This window comes from Rhodococcus sp. NPDC058639, assembly GCF_042717545.1.
Classification (GTDB): domain Bacteria; phylum Actinomycetota; class Actinomycetes; order Mycobacteriales; family Mycobacteriaceae; genus Rhodococcus.
Genome location: NZ_JBHXRF010000002.1, coordinates 114,616 through 134,975 on the forward strand (window position 1 = coordinate 114,616; position 20,360 = coordinate 134,975).

The 20,360-nt window shown below is 66.3% G+C and carries 19 protein-coding genes; 12 read left to right on the forward strand and 7 right to left on the reverse strand.

The features are described 5' to 3' along the window. Nucleotides 1-224 precede the first annotated feature (224 nt). From ACFWU2_RS03520 to echA20, 4 genes are read right to left on the reverse strand one after another with little or no spacing between them, the layout of a single operon-like run. The gene (locus ACFWU2_RS03520) at nt 225-1,304 is read right to left on the reverse strand and encodes an NAD(P)H-dependent flavin oxidoreductase (RefSeq protein WP_378600847.1); all 1,080 of its coding nucleotides are present in this window, start codon (nt 1,302-1,304) and stop codon (nt 225-227) included. Continuing rightward, nucleotides 1,301-2,059 (reverse strand): cholesterol ring-cleaving hydrolase subunit IpdB, encoded by a 759-nt coding sequence (gene ipdB / locus ACFWU2_RS03525; protein ID WP_378600850.1) that lies wholly within the window; start codon nt 2,057-2,059, stop codon nt 1,301-1,303. The genes ACFWU2_RS03520 and ipdB overlap by 4 nt, the downstream gene beginning before the upstream one ends. After that, entirely contained in the window at nt 2,056-2,949 is an 894-nt protein-coding gene (ipdA, locus tag ACFWU2_RS03530; RefSeq protein ID WP_378600853.1) for a cholesterol ring-cleaving hydrolase subunit IpdA, read from the reverse strand. The genes ipdB and ipdA overlap by 4 nt, the downstream gene beginning before the upstream one ends. A gap of 30 nt (nt 2,950-2,979) precedes the next feature. Further along, the gene (gene echA20 / locus ACFWU2_RS03535) at nt 2,980-3,741 is read right to left on the reverse strand and encodes a (7aS)-7a-methyl-1,5-dioxo-2,3,5,6,7,7a-hexahydro-1H-indene-carboxyl-CoA hydrolase (RefSeq protein ID WP_378600856.1); all 762 of its coding nucleotides are present in this window, start codon (nt 3,739-3,741) and stop codon (nt 2,980-2,982) included. A 189-nt stretch (nt 3,742-3,930) separates the two neighbouring features. Here echA20 and ACFWU2_RS03540 point away from each other — a divergent pair, with 189 nt between their 5' ends. Next, nucleotides 3,931-5,148: an acetyl-CoA C-acetyltransferase gene (locus ACFWU2_RS03540; protein ID WP_378600859.1), complete on the forward strand. Its 1,218-nt coding sequence runs from the start codon at nt 3,931-3,933 to the stop codon at nt 5,146-5,148. 66 nt (nt 5,149-5,214) lie between these two features. Here the strand turns inward: ACFWU2_RS03540 and ACFWU2_RS03545 are convergent, their stop codons facing one another. Then, a complete protein-coding gene (locus ACFWU2_RS03545; RefSeq protein WP_378600862.1) occupies nt 5,215-6,897 on the reverse strand; it encodes a class I adenylate-forming enzyme family protein in 1,683 nt (560 codons plus the stop codon). 240 nt (nt 6,898-7,137) lie between these two features. Here ACFWU2_RS03545 and ACFWU2_RS03550 point away from each other — a divergent pair, with 240 nt between their 5' ends. The 7 genes from ACFWU2_RS03550 to ACFWU2_RS03580 all read left to right on the forward strand — a co-directional run bounded on the left by ACFWU2_RS03550 (nt 7,138) and on the right by ACFWU2_RS03580 (nt 13,142). Beyond that, nucleotides 7,138-7,971 carry a MaoC/PaaZ C-terminal domain-containing protein gene (locus ACFWU2_RS03550; RefSeq protein ID WP_378600865.1) on the forward strand — a complete coding sequence of 278 codons (834 nt, stop codon included), beginning with the start codon at nt 7,138-7,140 and terminating at the stop codon, nt 7,969-7,971. A gap of 115 nt (nt 7,972-8,086) precedes the next feature. After that, nucleotides 8,087-9,766, forward strand: coding sequence for an AMP-binding protein (locus tag ACFWU2_RS03555; protein WP_378600868.1), 1,680 nt, complete (start codon nt 8,087-8,089; stop codon nt 9,764-9,766). A 7-nt stretch (nt 9,767-9,773) separates the two neighbouring features. Continuing rightward, a complete protein-coding gene (locus ACFWU2_RS03560; RefSeq protein ID WP_378600871.1) occupies nt 9,774-10,157 on the forward strand; it encodes a nuclear transport factor 2 family protein in 384 nt (127 codons plus the stop codon). A 152-nt stretch (nt 10,158-10,309) separates the two neighbouring features. Next, nucleotides 10,310-11,470, forward strand: a complete 1,161-nt coding sequence (locus ACFWU2_RS03565) for a Rieske 2Fe-2S domain-containing protein (protein WP_378600874.1) — start codon at nt 10,310-10,312, stop codon at nt 11,468-11,470. A 23-nt stretch (nt 11,471-11,493) separates the two neighbouring features. Next, the gene (locus tag ACFWU2_RS03570) at nt 11,494-11,751 is read left to right on the forward strand and encodes a hypothetical protein (protein WP_378602276.1); all 258 of its coding nucleotides are present in this window, start codon (nt 11,494-11,496) and stop codon (nt 11,749-11,751) included. Between the two features lie 32 nt (nt 11,752-11,783). Beyond that, complete coding sequence (locus tag ACFWU2_RS03575) at nt 11,784-12,587, forward strand: SDR family NAD(P)-dependent oxidoreductase (protein WP_378600877.1); 804 nt, start codon at nt 11,784-11,786, stop codon at nt 12,585-12,587. 126 nt (nt 12,588-12,713) lie between these two features. After that, the gene (locus ACFWU2_RS03580; protein WP_378600880.1) at nt 12,714-13,142 is read left to right on the forward strand and encodes a GNAT family N-acetyltransferase; all 429 of its coding nucleotides are present in this window, start codon (nt 12,714-12,716) and stop codon (nt 13,140-13,142) included. Nucleotides 13,143-13,223: 81 nt separating this feature from the next. Here the strand turns inward: ACFWU2_RS03580 and ACFWU2_RS03585 are convergent, their stop codons facing one another. Both ACFWU2_RS03585 and ACFWU2_RS03590 read right to left on the reverse strand, forming a co-directional pair. Further along, entirely contained in the window at nt 13,224-14,573 is a 1,350-nt protein-coding gene (locus tag ACFWU2_RS03585) for an MFS transporter (RefSeq protein WP_378600883.1), read from the reverse strand. A 244-nt stretch (nt 14,574-14,817) separates the two neighbouring features. Then, nucleotides 14,818-15,963, reverse strand: a complete 1,146-nt coding sequence (locus ACFWU2_RS03590; protein ID WP_378602279.1) for a 12-oxophytodienoate reductase — start codon at nt 15,961-15,963, stop codon at nt 14,818-14,820. 242 nt (nt 15,964-16,205) lie between these two features. Between ACFWU2_RS03590 and ACFWU2_RS03595 the strand changes: the two genes are divergently transcribed. The 4 genes from ACFWU2_RS03595 (at nt 16,206) to ACFWU2_RS03610 (ending at nt 20,345) form a co-directional block, all read left to right on the forward strand. Next, complete coding sequence (locus tag ACFWU2_RS03595; RefSeq protein ID WP_378600886.1) at nt 16,206-17,093, forward strand: IclR family transcriptional regulator; 888 nt, start codon at nt 16,206-16,208, stop codon at nt 17,091-17,093. An 87-nt stretch (nt 17,094-17,180) separates the two neighbouring features. Next, entirely contained in the window at nt 17,181-18,056 is an 876-nt protein-coding gene (locus ACFWU2_RS03600; protein ID WP_378600889.1) for an alpha/beta fold hydrolase, read from the forward strand. Between the two features lie 159 nt (nt 18,057-18,215). Beyond that, nucleotides 18,216-19,394, forward strand: a complete 1,179-nt coding sequence (locus tag ACFWU2_RS03605; protein WP_169623110.1) for an acyl-CoA dehydrogenase family protein — start codon at nt 18,216-18,218, stop codon at nt 19,392-19,394. A 27-nt stretch (nt 19,395-19,421) separates the two neighbouring features. After that, entirely contained in the window at nt 19,422-20,345 is a 924-nt protein-coding gene (locus tag ACFWU2_RS03610) for a VOC family protein (protein WP_378600901.1), read from the forward strand. Nucleotides 20,346-20,360: the final 15 nt, after the last annotated feature.

A 20,360-nucleotide genomic window follows, 5' to 3' on the forward strand; every position in this document is an offset into this window, starting at 1 on the left:
CAACCGGAGCGGTGGTGACGATCATTCTTCCAGGAGCGTCAGCACACCGTCGGCAAGTGACGAAACTCGGCGCAGACAAGCCGAGTTCGACGCGTTGAGGACGAACTCTCCCTGCGTGCCGGTCGTCGGCCGCTCAGCGCCCGTCAGCGCGTCTCTCCGATGGATGAAAGGCAGCAGCACCTGGCCGCATGCGACCGGGTGCTGCTGTGCTGTGAGGGCGTGATTCAGGCTGCGGATCGTCCCGACTCGCGCAGGGCGCCGAGAGCGTCTATCCGCTCGACCGCCTCGGCCACGATTCGATCGATGAGTTCCTGGCAACTCGGCAGGTCGTCGACCATGCCGACGACCTGACCGGAGGCGAGGACACCGGCCTCCGTATTACCGTCGACCAGACCGGCTTTGAGAAGCATCGGAGTGTTGGCGGCCATGATGATCTGCTGCCAGGTGCGGTCGCTCGCCTTCTTCATCGCGAGGCCGTCCCGGACGAGGGTGGACCATTTCATCCCGGTCATGGACTTGAACTTGGTCGCATTGCGTGCCGCCGCGATCAAGCCCTTCGCGTAGCTGGACCGTTCGAGGCTGTCCACGAGATCGGTGTTGAGCACGCGATGCGGCATACCGTCCACCTTGAGCGAGACGGTCGTGTCCTGGAGGCCCCGCGCAAGATACTGCTGCTTGACGGAGTCCGGTACCGCGCTGTCGCTCGTGAGGAGGAACCGGGTGCCCATCGCGACGCCGGCGGCGCCGTACGAGAGGGCAGCGGCGAGCCCGCGTCCGTCGAAGAAACCGCCCGCGGCGATCACGGGGATATCGACTGCGTCGAGCACGCTCGGCAGCAACAGCGTCGTTGCGACCGGACCGGTGTGCCCACCGCCCTCGCCACCCTGCACGATCACGGCGTCCGCGCCCCACGACGCGACCTTCACGGCATGCTTGGCGGCGCCGATCGACGGGATCACGACGATGCCGTGGTCCTTGAGCTTGGCGATCAGTTCCTTCTTGGGAGCCAGCGCGAACGAGGCGACCTTGACGTTCTCCCGGATCAGCAGATCGATACGCTCTGCCGCATCCGAGGCGTCGGCGCGCATGTTGACGCCGAACGGCTTCTCGGTGAGGGACTTGGTTTTCGCAACCGCGGCCTCGAGTTCGGCGTACGTCATCGTTGCCGACGCGAGGATGCCGAGACCGCCCGCGTTCGACGTCGCAGCGGTCAAACGGGGGCCGGAAACCCATCCCATGCCCGTCTGGACGATGGGATGCTCGATGCCCACCAGTTCCGTGAGGGGCGTGCGCAGGGTCGTCACAGGGAGACCTCGCGGTCGCGCAGACTCTTCGGGTCGAGCACCTCGCGAATGAGCCGCAGTTCCTCGGCGGTCGGTTCGCGGGTCACGCCGGCCTCGTAGAGCCCGGCAACCTCGAAGGAGGTGTTCTCGGCGACAGTTGCGGCCTCGACACCGGGGTGCAGCGACAGTGCCCGGAACGTGTGGCCCGGGCCGCCGAAGTCGAAGACACCGAGATTGGTGACGACGCGGGGGATGCTCAGGAACCGGTACGCCGGATTCGCGGGATCGATCTTGTCGTATCCGACGCCCGAGACGATGTCGACCTTGTCGGTGAACACCCGGGCGGTGTGCCGGCCGACCCAGTAACTGGTGGCGTGGTTGATGGTGTTGCCCGGGGCGCCGCGCACGCCGAACATCTGGCGGGTGGGGTGCTGAAGCGGACCGAAAGCCGAGAGGTTCTGGTTACCGTGGCGATCGATCTGGTTGGCCCCCATGACCACGTGGCGCCGGCCGGACGCGACCACGTCGAACACCTTGCGGAACGGCATCCATCCCTCGATCGGGGCCTTGGCGCCGAGCGGCGGGACCTCGGCGAGGATGAGTGCTTCCCCGTCGGTGATCAGCAGGTCGGGCTCGGTGGTGAGCTTGGCGAGCCGGGCGCCGATCTGGGGGAGAGTGGCCATCGGGCTGGCCATGATTTCGCCTGCGCCGGAGAAGATCTCGGCGCATGCGATCGCGCAGTACTCGGCGCGAGTGACGGTGTCGGTGGTGGTCATGCCTGCTCCCCACTCTTGGATTCGGCTGCGAACTTCTGGACGGCGGCCTGGTAGTCCTCTTCGCTGCCCGACAGGAAGCGATCGACGAACTTCTGCCAGGACTCGGGGTCCTTGGCCGACTCGGCGTAATGACGCTGGAACTTCTCGTCGCGTCCGTAACTGTCACCCGCGAGGGTGAAGTGCGCACCGCCGGGTGCTTCGACAACCCCGTCGACCATCATCCGGTTGAGAATGATCGACTGCAGCGGAACGGATTTGACGAGTTCTTCGGTGTCGACGATCCGTTCGACCGAGACGTAGCGCTTCTCGGCGGCCATGCAGTAGAGGTCGTCGAAGTAGGGATCGACGCCCGTGTATGCCGCATTGCCGTGTGCATCACCGATATTGAGATGCACCAGCGACGCATCGAGGTTCAGTGCCGGCATCGCGATCAAGGTCTCGGTGCCGTCCGGTCCCGGATACGGGGAGGTGACGGTCTTCAGCTCCCCTTCCCAGAATTCGACGACGTCCGAACCGAGTCCGGCGCGGATCGGGAGGAAAGGAAGGCGCGCGGCGGCGGCCTCGAGGCCGCATTTGACCATTCCCTCATCCATTTCGCGGGCGATGATCTCGCCGCCTGTTCGGGCCTTGGCGAACCACGGGTCGTAGAACGGTGCCGAGTCGAGGGAGACGAAACCGTAGTACGCCTTCTTGACCTTCCCGGCCGAGCACAGCAGGCCGAGGTCGGGGCCGCCGTAGGTCACGACCGTCAGGTCGGTGATGTCCGATCGCAGGATCGCGCGGACCAATGCCATCGGCTTGCGGCGCGAACCCCAGCCACCGATGCCGATGGTCATTCCGCTGCGCAGCTCGCCGACGACATCGTCGAGCGACATTCTCTTGTCACGCATGGGTTTCGAACTCCTGTGAGAGAGGGGACTTCAGCTGTTGGTCCGGGCTTTTCCGGTGGCGACGAATTCGTCGCGATGCTCGTCGGCGACCCCGGCGAGGTTGAGCTCGAACGTGAAGCCCTGCTCGATGCGGTAGCTGGTCTTGACGTCGACGGGGTCGATGCGGTTGATCGCTTCTTTCGCCCGGCGGATGACGCGGGTGTCTTTCGCCGCGATCATCTCGGCGACCTCGCGGGCAGCCCCGTCCAGTTCGTCACGCGGGACGACTTTGTAGACGGATCCGAAGTGCTCGAGTTGCTGTGCCGTTACGTTCTGCGCCGTGTAGTACAGCGTGCGCATGAGGTGCTGCGGCACGAGACGCGCAAGGTGCGTCGCCGCTCCGAGTGCACCACGGTCCACCTCGGGGAGCCCGAAGACGGCGTCGTCGGACGCGAGGATGACGTCGGCGTTTCCGACGAGGCCGACGCCGCCGCCGACGCAGAAGCCGTTCACGGCGACGATGACGGGAACCTCGCAGTCGTAGACCGCTGCGAAGGCCGCGGCACAACCGTGGTTGGCGGCGATGAGGGCGTCGTAACCCTCGGTGGCCTGCATTTCCTTGATGTCGACGCCCGCGTTGAAGCCCCGGCCCTCGGCTCGGAGGATCACGACATGCGTCTTCGGGTCTTTTCCGGCGGTGAGGACCGCGTCGGCCAGGTCGAACCACGCCTGCGAGGGGAGGGCGTTCACGGGTGGGAAGTCGACGGTGACCGTGGTGATACCGGCGCTGTCGGAGGTCGAGGTGATGCCCATGGCATGTTCCTAACGTCTGTACCAAACCAAGCGATTGCTTGGTAAGTTAGCACACGAACCCTGTGGGGCACAGGAGCCCGGAACGCTCGCCCGCCCCACAGCTCTCTCGCCGAAACGCGATTTCCTCGAAATCTGAGGGCGTACTACGTTCGGCCCCAACCTGTTACATAACGAATACGAGGAGAGAAGATGACCGAAGCAGTAATCGTGTCGGCCGTGAGATCGCCCATCGGGCGTGCGCGCAAGGGTTCGCTCGCGTCGATCCGCCCCGACGATCTGGCGACACAGATGGTCGCCGCGGCGCTCGCGAAGATCCCCGATCTGGATCCGGCGGAGATCGACGACCTGATGGTCGGCTGCGGCCAGCCCGCCGGCCAGTCCGGCTTCAACATCGCCCGCGTGATCGCCGTACAGCTGGGTTACGACTTCCTTCCCGGTGTGACCGTCAACCGGTACTGCTCGTCGTCGTTGCAGACCACCCGCATGGCACTGCATGCGATCAAGGCCGGCGAGGGCGACGTGTTCATCTCCGCCGGTGTCGAGTCGGTGTCGAGCTTCGTGACCGGCAACGCCGACGGCCTGCCCGACACCAAGAATCCGCTGTTCGACGATGCGCAGGCGCGCAGTGCCACGCTGGCAGAGGGTGGCGTCGCCTGGACGGACCCGCGCAAGGACGGTCTGCTCCCGGACGTGTACCTGGGGATGGGGCAGACCGCGGAGAACGTCGCCTCCCACACGGGAATCTCCCGCGAAGACCAGGACCGGTGGGGCGTCCGCTCACACAACCGGGCCGAGGAAGCCATCAAGTCGGGGTTCTTCGCCAAGGAGATCACGCCCGTCACGCTGGCCGACGGCACCGTCGTCTCCACCGACGACGGCCCGCGGGCCGGCACCACGTACGAGGCGGTCAGCCAGCTCAAGCCGGTGTTCCGTCCGGACGGCACGGTCACTGCCGGTAACGCGTGCCCGCTCAACGACGGTGCGGCGGCGCTGGTGATCATGTCCGATACCAAGGCGAAGGCGCTCGGGTTGACGCCGCTGGCGCGGATCGTTTCGACCGGGGTGTCGGGGTTGTCGCCGGAGATCATGGGTCTGGGCCCGATCGATGCGACTCGCCGCGCGCTGGCCAATGCCGGGATGGGCATCTCGGATATCGATCTGTTCGAGATCAACGAGGCGTTCGCGGTGCAGGTGCTCGGGTCGGCTCGTGAACTCGGGATCGACGAGGACAAGCTCAATGTGTCCGGCGGTGCGATCGCGCTGGGGCATCCGTTCGGTATGACGGGGGCTCGGATCACGAACACGCTGCTGAACAATCTGCGTGAGCAGGACAAGCAGTTCGGTGTGGAGACGATGTGTGTCGGTGGTGGTCAGGGTATGGCGATGGTGCTCGAACGCCTGAGCTGATCCTCTGGGGACACAACGGCCGGGTGGCTCTGCCTGCGCACGCCGCAGCAGGAGCCACCCGTCCGTTCACATTTCCGGACCGTGCGTACCGCGCCAGCCCTTACGGACGATCTTTCCGGTGGAGTTGCGGGGCAACAGATCATGGGTCAGGCGCCACCGGGTGGGCACCTTGAAATAGGCGAGGTGCTCGGCGGCGAACCTGGTCAGATCCTCCTCGGTCACCGTCGCCCCCGCGACGAGCACGACCACAGCGACGACTTCCTGGCCCCAGTCGGCGTGCGGTGCTCCCGTCACCACGCACTCGCGCACGGCGGGATGCTGCGCAAGCACCCGTTCGACCTCGGAGGGGTAGATGTTCTCACCGTTCTGATGGATCAGATCCGCACGTCGGCCGACCAGCCGAAGCCGGCCGTTCTCGACGACCCCGAAATCGCCGGTCCGAAGCCAGCGGTCCGGCGTGATCGCCTCGGCGGTGGCCTGCTCGTCGTCCCAGTACCCGATCATGACGAAGGGACTGCGGACGCACACCTCGCCGACGTGGCCGTCGGGCAGCCATTCGCCGTACTGATCGCGGATCTCGAGGCTGACGGTGATGATCGGGACGCCGACGGTACCCGGGTGCTTCTCGAGTTCCTGTGCGCTGGCCACTGCGATCGACGTGCTGCATTCGGTGATGGAGTAACTGTCGACCATCGCGTGTCGTCCGAACGGGAGTTGCTCGCGCAGGCGCTGTTTGAACTCCGGTGTCGACGGTTCCGAGGACAGGGTGAACCGTGTCAGCGACGTCAGGTCGTACCGGTCGAGGTCCTCGTCTTCGAGCATGCGTGCCGCCATCGACGGCACGGCCAGCCAATGCGTCACCTGTTCGCGTTCGATGAACTCCAGAACACGGTGGACGTCGAACCATCCCTGGTTCATGACCACGGTGCTTCCCATCGCCAGCCTCGGCACGATCGTGTTGTGCAGGCTCGTGATGTGGAACATCGACGACGTGAGCAGGTAGCGGGCATCGGACGGGGCCGAACGGTCGTACGTTTCGCCTGTCCAGATCGTGTGGATCGCTTCGGTGTAGCGCTGATAATCGACGACGGCCAAGAGGTTGCGCTGAGAGTGCAACGCCCCCTTGGGGTCTCCGCTCGTACCGGAGGTGTACAGCAGGACTGCCGGGTCGTCCTCGTCGATCCGCGGAGGCGGAGGCTGGCGGCCGTCGAACTCGGCGGTCAGTTCGGGCAGATCCGTCTCGACCGACAGCACCACCGTGTCGCTCGGGGCGATCTTCGCGACCGCCTCGGCACGCGGACCGTCGACGAAGACGATGCGCGGGCGGGAATGGCGGATACCGAACTCCAGTTCCGGTTGCACCCACCATGCGTTGAGCCCGACCGTGATGGCGCCGAGAGCCTGGGTCGCCCAGAACACGGTGACCCACTCGGGTCTGTTGGCCGACAGGATGGCTACCCGGTCGCCCGCACGCACGCCGTACCGCAGGTGGAGCGCGGCGGCGAGGGCATAGGACTCCCTCGCGTTCTCGGCGAAGGTGACGCGGCGGTCGGCCGTGACGAGATACTCGCGATCACCCCAGACGAGCGACTGCGACAGCAGATCCGCCACCGCGCGGTTCCGCTTGCGCATGACCGGCATCGAGGTACCGAGGACCTCGTCCATCACGATCTCGAACTCCCCGCCCGGCCCGGTGAGCCGGGAGATGAGTTGATCCAGGAAGGGGAAAGGATTCGACGGAATGCTCATCGTGCACCGCCGAGCCCGGATCGCAGGGCGGCCCGGCTAGGACCGGTCGTCCCCGACGACCGGCGAGTCGTCGGTGATCCTGCACGCTGCACGAATGCCCCTCCTCGTGGATCGGATCGCAAGAATCTCTCACGCCGATGAACACCCTGTTCGAATGTACCGGTCAGTGGGATGCTCGGTGACCCCCGCTACACGGGGTGCCTAGCGTGCGATCAGCACGCTCGGAAAGGACACCAAACGATGCCCGCACACGCTGCACCCACCACCGATACGCCGACCCCGGCGACCTGGCGCGGCGCCGAACTCGGCACCCGCACGGTCACCTATGACGAGCGCGACGCGATTCTGTATGCGCTCGCTGTGGGGGCTCGTGCCACAGATCTCGACCTCGTGTTCGAGGACCGCCTACGGGTGCTGCCGACCTTCGCTCTGACTCTGGCGCAGTGGGCGCCGGATGCGTTGGGGTCGCTCGGTGCATTCGATACGAAGACCGCGCTCCACGGCTCCCAGCACCTGGACGTTCTCAGCCCGCTCCCGAGATCCGGCAGTATCACGATGACGGCCCGCGTCGGGGAAGTGTGGGACAAGGGCCGTGCCGCAGTCTTCGAGGTCGTGGTGGAGAGCGAGTACTTCGTCGCCACATGGTCGCTGTTCGCGCCGGGTGCGGGTGGATTCGGCGGTGACCGCGGCCCGTCCGCGCCCGGGAAACCCGAAGGCGAACCCGACTCGACCGCACTCCTTACCACCCACGCGGAACAGGCTGCGCTGTACCGGCTCACCGGCGATCGTCACCACATCCACATAGATCCGGACGCTGCCACCGGGATCGGACAGCCTCGGCCGATCCTCCACGGACTGTGCACGCTGGCCGCGACGACTCTGCCGCTCGCGCAAAAGCTCGGATCGCACCCTGCGGATCTCGTCGCGTTGTCCGGTCGGTTCGCGGCCCCGGTCTTCCCTGGCGACACCGCCGAGATCCGCGTGTGGGGCGACTCCTCCGATGTCCGGTTCGACGTCACCACCGAGGCAGGAGCAGTGCTGTCGGGAGGACACGCGGTCTTCGCCCAGAGCTAGAGGCCCTCGCGGGCGCTCCCGCTGGCCGGGAATCCGACGCGGTGCCGCGTAAGCGTCTGTTGTGATCGGACTGCCCGTGATGGCCCCATCGCTCGTGACTATCTGGAGGTATGAGTTGGACACGTTCGCCGAAGTAGTGCGAGCTCGCCGCGGCGACGCCAAGGTGGGACTGCGCTTCGAGGACCAGCGCTGGACCTGGGACGAAGTTGTCCAGGAAAGCGCCGATCGTGCCTCGGCGCTCGTGTCGACCGTGCCACTGCCCGAGGGACGGCAACGCCACATCGGCGTGCTTCTCGAGAACGTTCCGGACTTCGTGTTCTGGATCGGTGCGGGAGCGCTCGCCGGCGCGGTGGTGGTGGGGATCAATGCCAGCCGAAGCGGCCCGGAGATCGCCCGGGACGTCCGGCACGCCGACGTGGATCTGATCATCACCGAGTCGCGCCTGGCGCACCTCGTCGACGGCAACGACCACGGCTTGCCCGCCGACAAGATCCTCGACATCGACAGCCCGCGATACCGCGAGTTCCTCGAACCCTTCCGTGGTGCCCCGCTTCCCGAGACCCGGCCGTCGCCGGACGACATGGCGCTGCTGTTGTTCAGTTCGGGTTCGACCGGCGCTCCCAAGGCGGTCGTCGTCAGTCAGGGCCGGCTCGCGCGGCTGTTCGGGCCGCTCTCGGAACGCACACACATGCGCCGCGACTCGGTCACGTACCTGTGCATGCCCCTGTTCCACGGCAACGCCCTGATGCTCAACCTCGGCACCGCGATGAGCGTGGGCGCGACCGTCAGCATGATCCGGAAGTTCTCCGCGAGCCGCTTCGCCGACGACATCCATCGCTACGGTGCGACCTTCGTGAACTACGTCGGGCGTGCGCTCGCATACGTCCTCAGCCGTCCCGAAGACCCGCGCGACCGGGACGGAACACTCGAAGTGGCGTTCGGGACCGAAGCCTCCGAAGTCGACGTCGCCCGGTTCTCCGAGCGCTTCGGCTGCACCGTCATCGAGGGGTACGGCTCGAGCGAAGGGGTCTTCCGTATCAACCGCACTCCCGATACCCCGACCGGTTCGCTCGGGGTCGCGGTGGGCGGTGTCGACGTGCGGATCCTCGACGAGGTCACCGGCGAGGAATGCCCGCCGGCCGAGTTCGACGACACGGGCCGCCTGATCAACGGTGAAGCTGTCGGGGAGATCGTCGCCCGCAACACAGCCCATACCTTCGAGGGCTATTACAAGAATCCCGGTGCGATGGCGGACCGGATCAAGGGCAACGACTTCTGGTCCGGTGACCTCGGTTATCGCGACGCCGACGGGTTCTTCTACTTCGCGGGCCGGTCGTCGGACTGGCTGCGGGTCGACAGCGAGAACTTCTCGGCCGCTCCGGTCGAGCGGGTTCTGCATCGGTGCCCCGGAATCCTCTCCGCGCCTGTCTTCGCTGTTCCGGACCCCTCTACCGGGGACCAGGTGATGTGCGCTGTCGAACTGGACCCCGGATCGGTGTTCGACCCGGCAGCATTCGGCGCGTTTCTCGCCGAGCAGCCGGATATGGGTGACAAGTGGTGGCCACGCTTCGTCCGGGTGACCGACCACATCCCGCTGACCGGCAGCAACAAGGTGAACAAGGCGCCGTTGCGTGCGGCCGCCTGGAACACCGACGACACGGTGTACGTGCGGGTCGCGCGCACGGCGGAGTACGTGCCGTTCGACGACGACGCACGCGCGCGTCTCGAGGCCGAGTTCGCCGCGAACGGCAGGGCTGCGCTGCTTCCCGCGCCGGCGCCCGCACGGACCGTCTGAGGCCGCCGTGAACAACGAGATCCCGGGCCCCGACCGCATTCGCGCCACCGTCGCCGAGTACCTACGGCGGATCGAGGCGTCGTCCGCAGCCGGCATAGCCGACCTCTACACCGACACCGCGACCGTCGAGGACCCCGTCGGCAGCGACGTGCGCACAGGGCGCGACGAGATCCTCCCGCTGTATGCGGGACTCGAGCACTCCCGCAACTCGACGCAACTGCTCACCCTGCGGATCGCGGGCAACGAAGCGGCCTTCCACTTCCGGGTGACCTCGGAGGTGGACGGGACCGAATACGTCTTCGAACCGATCGATGTCATGACCTTCGCCGACGACGGCCGGATCGCGTCGATGCGCGCGTTCTGGTCGGCGTCCGACACCCGGAGTTCGTGAGTCCCGCCCAGTGAGACGACGGGATTGGGCGTGACGGTGATCACCTAGCGTCAGGATCATCAACGCGGCGAGACCCCGACCGGCACCACACGTGCCGACATTCCGCCGGTGTAACCCCGTACTTCCCATTCCTCCCGAAAGGACGGACGACCGTGAGCCTGGGCACTTCCGACACCACCGAGGTCCGCGAGATCGTCGCGGGCTCTGCTCCTACCCGTTTCGCGCGCGGCTGGCACTGCCTCGGCCTTGCCGAGGGCTTCAAGGACGGTAAGCCGCATTCGGTCGAGGCTTTCGGCACCAAGCTCGTCGTCTGGGCGGACACCGCAGGCGACCTCAAGATCCTCGACGGCTACTGCCGTCACATGGGTGGCGATCTGAGCCAGGGCACCGTCAAGGGCGACCAGGTCGCGTGTCCGTTCCACGACTGGCGCTGGGGTGGCAACGGCCGCTGCACCAACATTCCGTACGCCCGCCGGGTTCCGCCCATCGCGAAGACGCGCGCGTGGCACACGCTCCAGCAGGACGGTCTGCTGTTCGTGTGGAACGACCCGCAGGGCAACCCGCCGCCGGCGGACGTCACGATCCCCCGGATCGAGGGCGCGCTGAGCGACGAGTGGACCGACTGGGTCTGGTACCGGACCGAGGTCGACACCAACTGCCGCGAACTCATCGACAACATCGTCGATATGGCGCACTTCTTCTACGTGCACTACTCCTTCCCGACGTACTTCAAGAACGTCTTCGAAGGCCATGTGGCCAGTCAGTTCATGCGCGGCAAGGCGCGTGAGGACGCCCGTCCCCATGCCGCGGGCCAGCCGCGGATGCTCGGCAGCCGCTCGGATGCGAGCTACTTCGGCCCGTCGTTCATGATCGACGACCTGGTCTACGAGTACGAGGGCTATGACATCGAGTCGACCCTCATCAACTGCCACTACCCGGTCTCCGAGAACAAGTTCGTGCTGATGTACGGGATGATCGTCAAGAAGTCCGATCGCTTCGAGGGCGACGAGGCGCTGAAGGTCGCGCAGCAGTTCGGCAACTTCATCGCCAAGGGCTTCGAGCAGGACATCGAGATCTGGCGCAACAAGACCCGTATCGACAACCCGCTGCTGTGCGAAGAGGACGGCCCGGTGTACCAGCTGCGCCGCTGGTACGAGCAGTTCTACGTCGACGTGGACGAGGTGAAGCCGGAGATGACCGACCGCTTCGAGTTCGAGATGGACACGACGCGCCCGGTCGCTGCGTGGATGAAGGAAGTCGAAGCGAACATCGCCCGCAAGGCACTCGAGGAACAACCCACCAGCGCGGGGTAGGAGTAGTAACGATGGAGAACCGGATGGAACCGCTGCGGTGTGCCGAGTGCTCGGCGCAGGTGCTGGTTCAGAAGAACAGCTGGGAGCACACCTCCATCCAGTGGAACGCCGACGCGCGCCGGCGCTGTCCTCAGGTGCAGGACGACGCCGGCCGCGACGGGCGCCCGGGTGCGCCGCTCATGGCGTGCACCCGGCTCGCGGAAACCATCACACGTGCGGCGGCGTCGGGCGTCCTCGACGTCTACGACGACGCGCCCGTGCCAGCACCTGTTGTCCAATGAAGCTTCGACCCGACCACTCCGGAGGATCCGCGATGACCGAACCCCTCAACCTCGATCGTGCACAGTACGGCCCGTGGGCCGTGATCGCCGGAGGATCGGAGGGTGTCGGCGCCGCCTTTGCTGACGAATTGAGCCGTGCCGGATTCGATCTCGTGCTCATCGCACGGAAGCCCGGACCGCTCGAGGAGACCGCGGACCGCGCCCGGGACAACGGCGTACAGGTACGCACGCTCGCACTGGATCTGCTCGCCGCTGATGCCGTCGACGAGATCCGCGCCGCGACAGCAGATCTCGAGGTGGGGCTGTTCATCTTCAATGCGGGCGCCAACAGCTACGGACACGAATTCGTCACCGGCGACCTCGAGGGGTTCCGTGGGGTGATCGACCTCAACGTGCACCGTCAGGTGGAACTCGCGCAACTGTTCGGTGCGCCGATGAAGGAGCGGGGCCGCGGCGGCATCATGCTGCTCGGTTCCCTCGCGGGGTACATGGGCTCGGAACACCAGAGCATCTACTCGGCGTCGAAGGCGTTCAGCCGGGTGTTCGCGGAGAGCCTGTGGCTCGAACTCGCACCTCACGGTGTCCACGTCGTCGAACTCGTCCTCGGTGTCACGCGCACCCCGGCGATGGTGCGCGCCGGACTGAACTTCGATGTTCCCGGCATGCGTGTCTCGGAGTCGGAAGATGTTGCACGCGAAGGCCTCGAACATCTCCAGGACGGTCCGGTGTGGATCGCGGGCGGAAACTACGACGCAGCGGTGAACCGCAGCGGATTCCCTCGTCGCGAGCTCGTCGAAGGAGCAGCGAAAGCGATGCGTGCCCTGATGAACCGCTGAGGCGAACTGTCGACTCCCTCAACAGGGATCACTGCCCCGTCCCGCCCTGATCACAGGGCTGGACGGGGCTTTCGCCGTGCGGCACTGTAGTCGTGAGCACTGTGCTGGAAGGTGGGGGGTCGTGCCATGAGCATCGTCGTCGACAATCGACTGTCGGAAGCCGAACTGTCCCGCATCCTGGATTTCCTGACAGGCGACGCCTATTGGAACAGGTGGCGGTCGCGCGATCAGATTCGGCGACAATTCGAGAGCGCCTGGAAGATCTACGCTGCGAGGGAGTCGGACTCCGGGCAACTGCTCGGCGCGGTCCGGGTGTCCTCCGACGGTGTCGGCTACGGGTACATCGCAGACGGGTTCGTCTTCCCCGAGCATCGGGGCGATGGCGTCGGAAGCGCCGTGCTCGAGTGCCTGCTGTCGGATACCGAGGCAGCAGACTTCCGGTGGATGCTGCATACGGCAGACGCGCAGCCGCTCTACTCCCGGTTCGGCTTTCGCGCCTACGGTCCGACATACATGGAACGCCCGAGCAGACACAGTCGGCCGGCCGTTAGGTGAACGCCCTGCGCGCCCGGGCGGGAACCCGGGCGCGCAGGGTGCCTCCAGATGTCGGGAGGAAACGAGAAGATGTCGGATGGATCAGCCGGCGACTGTGTCCGGGACGCCACGGGGAATCATCACGGTGAGTGCGATCGCGATGAACGCCAGTACCAGGAACATGACGCCGATCATGTTCAGGCCACCGATCGGAGTGGCCGCGAACGCGAGCAACATGGTGGCGACGGACGTGCCGACGCCCTGTCCTGCGGTACGCAGCACCGCATTTGTGCCGGTCGCCTCGCTCGTGTTGCGTTCGGGCACGGCCTCGACGATGAGGTTCGGCAAGGCGGTGTAGGCGAATGCGGTGGCCACCGACACCACCACGACCATCGCGGTCATCGCAACGACCGAATTGTGAGCGGTCATCATGGTCACGGTGCTGGCGATGAAGAGAATGCTGCCGATCAACATCGATACGCGGGATCCGACCGCCGCGGAGATGCGGCCGCTGAGGGGCGTGCACGCGAAACCGAACATCGACCCGATGAAGGACAACCAGCCCGCGTGCGTCGCGCTCAGGCCCAGGCCGAAGCCGTCCGACGTGGGCGTCTGCATGATGATCGGGATGATCATGGTGGCGACGCCCATCGGCCCTGCGGCGATCGCGACCGTCGCGAGCATCGTCAGCGAGAACTTTCGTCCGGCGAAGAGGCGCACATTGATGATCGGTGACGGCACGCGCAACTCCCACCGCACGAGCAGAACGAGTACGACGGCGCCGCCGACGATCAGGCCGAGGGTCCGGCCGTCTGCCCAGCCCCATGCCTGCGACTTGTTGACGCCGAGGAGGATCGCAGCGACGGATGCCGCAAACGTCACCGCTCCGACGTAGTCGATTTTCTCCTTCGAGCCGGTCGGCGGCCGCCACGGCAGGACGAACCACACGAGCAGAATCGCGAACACCGAGTACGCGGCAGCGACGACGAAGATCATGTGCCAGCTGGCGTAGTCGATGAGCAGCCCCGCGACCAGCAGTGACGCCGAACCCGCCGCAACGGCGGATCCCGAGATCAGCGCGACGGCAACGGGAACCCGGCCCGACGGAAGGTGCTCACGTGCGAGGCCGATGCACAACGGAAGGATCGCGCCGGCAACACCCTGGATGGTGCGGCCGACGATGATGCTGGTGAGACTGTCGCCTGCGGCGCTGATGATGGAACCCACCGCTGCGACGACGAGAAGAACGATCAATACTCGTTCACGTCCGTACATGTCGCCGAGGCGGCCACAGACTGCGGCAGATGCGGCCGCGACGAGAAGGAACGAGGTGACGGCCCATCCGACGGTCGACGCGTCGCTGTCGAAATCCGTGATGAGCGTGGGGATCGCTGCGAACATCATGGAAGTTTCGAAAGCGCTGATGATCTCGACGGCGATCAACACCGCCACGATTACCCAGACGGGTTGCCTGCGGTCGAATCGTCCTCGGCCGGAAGTATGTTCGGGCTCCTGGTGGGATAGCTCGTTAGCGTATGACGTCACTGCGCATCCAGACTCTCGGCGGCCCGTCGTGGCCCGCGGGGTTTCCTCACTCCAGTCGGGAGTGGTGCGCATCACTTTCTAGATGAGGTAACAAACTCTCCGAGATGTGTTCCCGCTCATCGAGACTGCCGACGTCTCCGGTGCACCGAGATCAGAGCAGTGCCGCCTCGTGGATGGTGCGGTCGAATTCCGGCAGCGTCGCGCCGTTGCGCAGCGTCGTCGCGAGTGTCGGATCGGCGAGATGAAGGCGCCCGATGGCGATCAGATCGAATTCATCTCTGCTCATCCGGCTTTCGAGTTCCGGAAGGTTGTCGCGCACGGGTGCGCTGCCCTGGGTGCGGCTCTCGCGCAGGGTGGCTCCGATGCCGACGCTTCCGACCGCCATCGACACAGCGCCCGTGACCTTCTTGGCCCATCCGGCGAGGGTGAGGTCGCTGCCCTCGAACGCGGGCAGATCGAAGCGGCGGATGCTTGCGTCGAACACGTCCACGCCGGCGGCAGCCAGCGGCGAGAGAACGGCCTTCAGCTCGTCCGGCGTGTACGCGATCTTCGCCTCGTAGTCCTGTTGCTTGTGCTGCGAGAACCGATAGAAAATCGGCAGGTCCTCACCGATGGTCGCGCGAATCGCTGCCACGACTGCCGCGGGGAATCGGGTCCGGTCTCGGAGGTCGCCGCCCCAGCGGTCCTCGCGCAGGTTGGTTCCTTCCCAGAGGAACGAGTCGAGCAGGTAACCGTGACCGCCGTGCAGCGCGACGCCGTCGAATCCGACTTCCTTCGCAGCCGCTGCGGCACGGGAGTATGCGTCGACGACCTGCACGATGTCCTCTTCGGTCATGGCGCGCGTGGGCTTCGACGCGCGGGCGACGTAGTCGGCTCCGTACGAGGTGACGCCGGGTTCTCCCCACACTCCCGACGGCCGCATCGGGGTCAGGGCGGGATCGACGTCTGCGGTCATGGCTCCCCACAGCGGCCCGACGTGCCACAGCTGCGGGATGATCCGGCCACCTTCGGCATGGACCGTGTCGACGACGCGGCGCCACCCGTCGAGTGCGGCCTCGCCGTACATGTGAGGCACGCGGGGGTTGTCGACGGCGGTCGGGTGGTCGATCGCCACTCCCTCGGTGACGATGAGTGCCGTGCCGCCGGCGGCACGGCGCCGGTAGTACTCGGCCACGTCCGGCCCCGGTACTCCACCCGGCGAGTGCGACCGTGTCATCGGCGACATCACGATGCGGTTGCGCAGCCGAAGGGAGCGGACGGCGAGCGGGCGGAAGAGGGCGGAGTGGGCTTCGGTCATGACTGTTTCGGCACTTTCGTCGGTGGTCACGCGATTGCCGTGACGACTGCAGGTCGATCGGGCACCTTGCTCTCCGGTTGTACCGGCGTCGCGGACCGGTGGACAGGTTCTTCCTGGTCAGTGGGATGCGAGGGTGGTATGTGTACTTCGTCACCTTGCGTAGTAGTCTTGGTGCAGACCACAAGAATGAATTTCAGTTGTTTCGTTCTGTGGGTTCTGTGCAGGTGAACGAAAGGGTGCCGATGTCAGAGTCCGACTACGCGAAACCGGCCGAGACCGCGAAGCGGGAGCTTCCCGCGTCGATGGTGGAACGCATGACCCTGATCCTCGACGCCTTCGACGATCGCTCGTCTCGTCTCACCCTCGAAGAGGTCGCGTGCCGCACGCGACTCCCACGCTCGACCGTTCACCGCATCCTCGACCAGATGGTTCGGCTCGACTGGATCGACCACGCGTCGTTCGGTTACTGCCTGGGCCGGCGGGCGAAGGCCATGACCGAAGGCGACAACGGCCACATCCGGATCCGGGAAGCCGCTGCACCGCTGCTCTACGAACTTCACATGACCACGGGTATGGTCGCGCACCTCGCGGTGCTCGACGGCGGTGACTGCGTCTATCTCGACAAGATCGGCGGTCAGCTCGCCGCGGCACTGCCGTCCCGTGTCGGCGGCCGGGTGCCCGCCTACGCCAGCGCGTGCGGGAAAGCATTGCTCGCAGGCCTCGAACCCGAGCAGGTCGACGACCTGTACGACGAGCGGCTCGCCCGTCGTACCGACCGCACCATCCACGATCTGTCGACGCTGCATCTCGAACTCAACCGCATCCGCAGCCGGCGCGGTCTGGCATTCGAAACCGGTGAGTCCGCGGTCGGGATGGCATGTGTCGGTGCCGCGATCCGCGGACCCGAGGGGCCCATCGCCTCGATCTCCCTGTGCGGTCCCACCCGCGCGGGTCTTCTCGAACGGACTGCGCCGCTCGTCGCGGCGGCGGCCCGCGACGTCTCGCGCGCGTTGTATCCCGAACTGAGTGTTCCTCGGCGGGGCACCCGCACGACGCGGGTCCCCGCGGAGTCGTGGTCCTCGCACGCCATGGAGCGACTGCTCGCCACCCAATCGGGAGAGTGGATATAACCCGCCACGACCGATGACCGCCCGGCACGTCCCGGTGACCGGGAGGTCGCGCGCGGCGTGAGGGCCGTCACTGGGAACGTCTCGGATATGACGACCGAATTGAATTACGACGAGACTGCCAGGGCGCTCCAGACCGACCGGGGCACCCTCCGCTACCACGAGGCAGGTGCCGGAGAGCCACTCGTTCTTCTGCACGGATCCGGCCCCGGAGTCACCGGATGGCGCAACTATCGCGGCGTGCTTGCCGACCTTTCCGAGCACTTTCGGTGCCTCGTCCTGGAGTTTCCCGGATTCGGAGTCAGTGACCCCTGCGAGGGTCACCCGATGGCGATGGCGTCGGTAGCGGTCGCCGATTTCCTCGACGGACTGGGGCTCGATCGGACAGCGATCATCGGTAACTCGATGGGCGGCATCGTCGCTACCCAGTTCGCGATCGCACAGCCCGACCGGGTGAGCAAGCTCGTCACCATCGGCGGCGCAGGGCGTTCGGTCTTCGCGCCGTCGCCGGGCGAGGGCATCAAGCTTCTGATGGAGTTCACGGACGATCCGACGCGCGAAAAGCTCGTCCGCTGGCTGCATTCCATGGTGTACGACCCGGCGATCATCACCGAACAGCTGATCGAGGAGCGGTGGGCACTGGCCACCGAGCCCAAGACCCTGGAAATCGCGCGTCGCATGTACAGCAGCGCGGCATTCGCCGCGGCCGGGCGGGCAGCCCTCGCCTCCGACGCCACCCCCTACTGGGCGCAGCTCGGCCGGATCACCGCACCGACCCTGCTCACCTGGGGCCGTGACGACCGGGTCAGCCCGGTCGACATGGCGATGCTCCCGATGCGGGACCTGCGCCGCGGCGAACTGCATGTGTTCCCCAACTGTGGGCACTGGACGATGATCGAGGCGCGCGACGCCTGGCTCGCGACCGTCCTGGCGTTCCTGAAGCGGGACGACGCGACGGCGTCGTGACCGCCTGAACGCCTTCGGGCCCGGTCGATCCCGCTCAGTGGAACATTTCCGGAGCACGGCTGCGATCTCCTGAGACCGTAGCCACCACCGGAATTCCGACGCCGCCGGCAGCACGTTCGCACGGTGACCGGGCGTCGCCATCAGAAAGCTGGAGACATCATGGGACAGGTCCTCGACTCCCTCGCAGAGTTTGCAGACGAAATCCGAGCGGACGGCGCCGAGGGTGACACGCTCATGCGTCTGACCGACCGCAGTGCCGGACGGCTCCGCGACGCGGGCGTCATCCGGATGTTGCAGCCCAAGGAATTCGGCGGCCTGGAGGCCCACCCGCGGGAGTTCGCGGAGACGGCGATGGCTATCGGCGCGATGGACGGCGCGACGGGGTGGGTCAGCGGCATCGTGGGTGTACATCCTTGGGAGATGGCGTTCTTCGACCCGAAGGCGCAGCAGGAAGTGTGGGGCGAGAACCCCGACACCTGGATTGCCTCGCCCTACGCGCCGATGGGCGTGGCGACTCCCGTCGACGGCGGATACATCCTCAACGGCCGCTGGTCGTTCTCGTCGGGCACCGATCACTGCGATTGGGTGATGATCGGTGCGGCAGTCGGCGACAAGGACGGAAAGCGGGTGTCTCCGCCGAAGAGCCTGCACGTGCTGGTGCCGAGATCCGACTACCGGATCGACCACGAGAGCTGGAACGTCGTCGGGCTGCGTGGCACCGGCTCCAAGGACCTCATCGTCGAGAACGCCTTTCTCCCGGCGTACCGCACGCTGGCGGCGGAACGAGTGATGGGCGGCGTGGCGTGGCAGGACGCCGGACGCGAGGAGACGCTCTACAAGTTCCCCTTCTCGTGCATCTTCCCGCTGGGCATCACCTCGTCGCTCATCGGTATCGCCGAGGGTGCCCTCAACTGCTACATCGAGACGCAGCGTGAACGGGTCACCGTCTCCGGAACCGCGATCAAGCAGGATCCGTACGTGCTGTCCGCGCTCGGCAACGCGGCCGCGGAGATCGCCGCCTCGCGTGCCGCCGTCCTCGAGACCGTCGACCGGTTCTGGGATCTCACCGAGCGGGGCAAGGAGGTCACCTTCGAGATGCGTGCTGTCGGCAGGCGGACGCAGACCGCTGCCGCGTGGCGCGCGGTGGCCGCTGTCGACGAGATCTTCGGCCGCGCGGGCGGCGGCGCCCTGCAGTTGAGCAACCCGCTCCAGCGTTTCTGGCGCGACGCCCACGCCGGTCTGAGCCACGCCATCCACGTGCCCGGATCGATCTTCCACGCGGCGACGCTCACCCAACTCGGTGAGGAACCGCAGGGCATGATGCGCTCGATGATCTAGTTCCACCCCAGGCAAGGAAGGACGGACATGACGGATATCCGTGGACTCGGCTATGTCAGGATTCAGACCCGCGACGTGGCTCGCTGGCGCGAACTCGTCGTCGACGGGCTGGGGATGGCCGTGGGTACCGGACCGGAGAGCGACGGGCTCTACCTGCGAATCGACGAGCGGCGCTCACGCCTGATCGTGCTTCCGGGCGACACCGATCGAGCGCTGGCGGTGGGCTGGGAGGTGCGGGACGAATTCGCGCTGCGGCGGGTGCGGGAGGCGGTCGAGAAAGCCGGTATCGCAGTCGACGTGCTGACGGAGGAGGAGTCCGGCTACCGCGACGCCGAACAGGTCATCGCCTTCGACGATCCGGGTGGCACCCGTACCGAGGTGTTCTTCGGCCCCGTGCTCGACCACAGCCCGCTCGTGACCCCGTTCGGCGGCACGTTCCACACCGGGCCGGAGGGCCTCGGACACGTGGTGCTTCCCTCCGCGGTGTTCGCCGAATCGTACGAGTTCTACACCGAGGTACTGGGTTTCCTTCCCCGGGGTGCGACCCGCCTCGGTGGTCTGTCCTCGCCGCCTCCCGTCCGGCGCGTGCGTTTCCTCGGCGTCAACCGGCGGCACCACAGCCTGGCGTTGTGCCCCGCGCCGCCGCTCGGCGACCCGGGTCTGGTGCATCTCATGCTCGAGGTGGACACTCTCGACGCGGTGGGTCAGGCACTCGACCGGATCGGCAAGCTGGGCTTCTCGATCTCATCGACGCTCGGCCGGCACACCAACGACAAGATGGTCTCGTTCTATGTGCGGGCACCGGGCGGCTGGGACATCGAATTCGGCACCGAAGGCATGCTCGTGGACGAGGCCTTCTACACGGCAGAGGAAATCACCGCAGACAGTTACTGGGGACACGACTGGTCGGCGTCCGAACCCCTCGCGGCGTTCACTCCGCCGTCGCACTGACGGGGTAGTGGGACA

What these genes read in the sequence shown, in the direction of transcription:
- ipdB (WP_378600850.1), bottom strand. Translation starts at nt 2,059, where the DNA reads ATGACCACCACCGACACCGTCACTCGCGCCGAGTACTGCGCGATCGCA.
- ipdA (WP_378600853.1), bottom strand. Translation starts at nt 2,949, where the DNA reads ATGCGTGACAAGAGAATGTCGCTCGACGATGTCGTCGGCGAGCTGCGC.
- echA20 (WP_378600856.1), bottom strand. Translation starts at nt 3,741, where the DNA reads ATGGGCATCACCTCGACCTCCGACAGCGCCGGTATCACCACGGTCACC.
- ACFWU2_RS03540 (WP_378600859.1), top strand. Translation starts at nt 3,931, where the DNA reads ATGACCGAAGCAGTAATCGTGTCGGCCGTGAGATCGCCCATCGGGCGT.
- ACFWU2_RS03545 (WP_378600862.1), bottom strand. Translation starts at nt 6,897, where the DNA reads ATGAGCATTCCGTCGAATCCTTTCCCCTTCCTGGATCAACTCATCTCC.
- ACFWU2_RS03550 (WP_378600865.1), top strand. Translation starts at nt 7,138, where the DNA reads ATGCCCGCACACGCTGCACCCACCACCGATACGCCGACCCCGGCGACC.
- ACFWU2_RS03570 (WP_378602276.1), top strand. Translation starts at nt 11,494, where the DNA reads ATGGAACCGCTGCGGTGTGCCGAGTGCTCGGCGCAGGTGCTGGTTCAG.
- ACFWU2_RS03575 (WP_378600877.1), top strand. Translation starts at nt 11,784, where the DNA reads ATGACCGAACCCCTCAACCTCGATCGTGCACAGTACGGCCCGTGGGCC.
- ACFWU2_RS03580 (WP_378600880.1), top strand. Translation starts at nt 12,714, where the DNA reads ATGAGCATCGTCGTCGACAATCGACTGTCGGAAGCCGAACTGTCCCGC.
- ACFWU2_RS03590 (WP_378602279.1), bottom strand. Translation starts at nt 15,963, where the DNA reads ATGACCGAAGCCCACTCCGCCCTCTTCCGCCCGCTCGCCGTCCGCTCC.
- ACFWU2_RS03595 (WP_378600886.1), top strand. Translation starts at nt 16,206, where the DNA reads ATGTCAGAGTCCGACTACGCGAAACCGGCCGAGACCGCGAAGCGGGAG.
- ACFWU2_RS03600 (WP_378600889.1), top strand. Translation starts at nt 17,181, where the DNA reads ATGACGACCGAATTGAATTACGACGAGACTGCCAGGGCGCTCCAGACC.
- ACFWU2_RS03605 (WP_169623110.1), top strand. Translation starts at nt 18,216, where the DNA reads ATGGGACAGGTCCTCGACTCCCTCGCAGAGTTTGCAGACGAAATCCGA.
- ACFWU2_RS03610 (WP_378600901.1), top strand. Translation starts at nt 19,422, where the DNA reads ATGACGGATATCCGTGGACTCGGCTATGTCAGGATTCAGACCCGCGAC.